This is a genomic window from Candidatus Poribacteria bacterium, from assembly GCA_016866785.1.
Taxonomy (GTDB): domain Bacteria; phylum Poribacteria; class WGA-4E.
In genome coordinates, this window is the sequence record VGLH01000286.1 from 1 (window position 1) to 1,622 (window position 1,622).

At 60.5% G+C, this 1,622-nt stretch carries 2 protein-coding genes; both read left to right on the top strand.

The window, feature by feature from the left end; translation table 11 throughout:
- Positions 1-936 (top strand): glycosyltransferase family 2 protein (locus FJZ36_19345; GenBank protein ID MBM3217054.1); only part of this gene is annotated, 936 nt, incomplete at its 5' end.
- On the top strand, positions 641-1,622 hold a 982-nt coding region (locus tag FJZ36_19350), incomplete at its 3' end, for a radical SAM protein (GenBank protein MBM3217055.1). The genes FJZ36_19345 and FJZ36_19350, both read left to right, overlap by 296 nt.

Sequence of the window (1,622 nt, forward strand, 5' to 3'; positions counted from 1 at the left end):
TACGTGGTCGACGATGCGAGCCCATTGAAGTACTCTCTCGCGGACCGCGATGTCGAGCATGTCGTCTTGGAACAGAACGGCGGACCAGCACGTGCGCGGAACATCGCCGTCGCCAAAGCCCTGGCCGCAGGCGATGACCTCATCTTCTTCACAGACCACGACTGCATTCTCGACCGTGATTGGCATGGTCACATGGCCCGCTTCCTGGCAGACTCCAGTTTCGCCGCCGTCGGCGGCATGACCTACTCCTGGGGCTCCACGCTGTTGGACCGGTATCACGAAGTTAACGGCACCCTGGCGGGGAAATGGCTGCTCCCGGATCGGAGAGAACTCTGGTACATGCCGTCCCTGAACTTCGGCATGAAGGCGTACGCCGCGCAGGAATTCCCGTTCGACGAGCGGTTCCCGCACGCGGCTGGCGAGGACGTGGACCTGTGCCTGCGTCTGCGCAGCAAGTACCGGATCGGGTTCTGTGCTGAGGCCAAGTTGTGGCATGACTTCGGGTACTCAAGCACGATCACGGGATTCTGGCGCTTCATCAAGCTGTTCATGAAGTACAAGAGCTCCAGCGCGACGCTGTACGAGGGGCACACCGTGCTGATGTGGGACGCGTCCGAGTCCATCTTTGAGGGCAACAAGCATGAGCCTGATCTACGACTTGCGGATGAAGGGGCCGGGAATCGGACGGGCGTTTCGGGACTACACCGGCGAGATCAGCCACTTCGCCCGGAGGGTGCGGAATCCCGCTCTGGTCGTGCCGCTGGTCATGTTGAAGTCCATCGAGTGGTCCATTTACCGGTGGTACAAGACGCCTCTCCGTCGCTTCTACGGTGTGAAGGGCAACGAACTGATCTACATGATCACGAACGCGTGCAACGACCGGTGCCCGAAGTGTGCGATCTGGGAGCGCCCGGAGCCCAAGAACCAACATCTTGACATTGCCCACTTTCTGCGCTGCCTCGAACGGCTGCACCACAATCTGTACCAGGTCACGTTGACGGGAGGCGAGCCGCTGCTGTTCAAACGCGACGTGGTGAAGATCGCCGACCAGTCGCACAGGTTGGGCGTGCCGATGGTGATGGTGACGAACGGGCGCGGCCTGGATGAGGCATTCCTGACTCGCTACCAGCAGCAGGGGCATGTGCTGGTGATCTCCGTGGACTCGGTCAACCGCGAGAAGTGGAACGAGTTCCGGGGTACGCAGACGTACGACATCGTGATGCCCAAGATTGAACTGGCCCTTCGCATTCTGGGTGACCAACTCCGAATTCAGTCCGTCCTGTCAAACGAGTCGAAGGATGAAGTCCCGAAGGTGGCCGCGTGGTGCAAGGAACGCGGCATACGGCACAACGTCCAGCTCTACCAGGACTTCGGGGCGAACAACTGGACCTACGCGGTCGACCCCACACAGATGGCATCGGGCGGCGGCCCTTGCGCTGCTCGCAAGAACATCTGCATCTACCCCAACGGCGATGTCGTGAAGTGCTTCGACCACCGGAGGATTCCCATCGCGAAAGAGCCGCTCGGCAACATCGCGAGACAGGACATCCTGGAGATACTGTGCACTCGACGCTCAACGGAAGTGTCGAGGGCCATGCGAGACTGCAACTTTCCATGCAAGC